The organism is Oceanobacillus saliphilus (assembly GCF_023522835.1).
Classification (GTDB): Bacteria; Bacillota; Bacilli; order Bacillales; family Amphibacillaceae; genus Oceanobacillus; species Oceanobacillus saliphilus.
In genome coordinates, this window is the sequence record NZ_JALCZU010000180.1 from 1 (window position 1) to 264 (window position 264).

Annotated in this window: 1 protein-coding gene; it reads right to left on the reverse strand. The window is 39.4% G+C overall.

All coding sequences use genetic code 11. The features are described from left to right. A partial coding sequence (locus tag MN204_RS21690) for a pepsin/retropepsin-like aspartic protease family protein (RefSeq protein ID WP_368858696.1) occupies nucleotides 1–194 on the reverse strand: 194 nt, incomplete at its 3' end. Between the last annotated feature and the right edge of the window lie 70 nt (nucleotides 195–264).

The window sequence follows — 264 nt, forward strand, 5'->3', positions numbered from 1 at the left end:
TCATTTTTCCTGTGAACTAGAGCTTCTTGTCTGTACTTGTTTATGAAGGTAACGTCTCCTTGGCTACAATGGATATTTGCCCCATTTGCAACTAGCCAATACATTCCTAGAATTCCGTCGTAGATTCCTAGGGGTAACACCCTAAAATAACATTGGGTTGGTTCACTTACTAGATCAAAGGTCAAATTGCCCACACTAGTGTTTGAAATGATTTCTTTTCCACTAGCTAACTCTTAGTGGGGGTCTTTTGTAGATTGAGTTTTC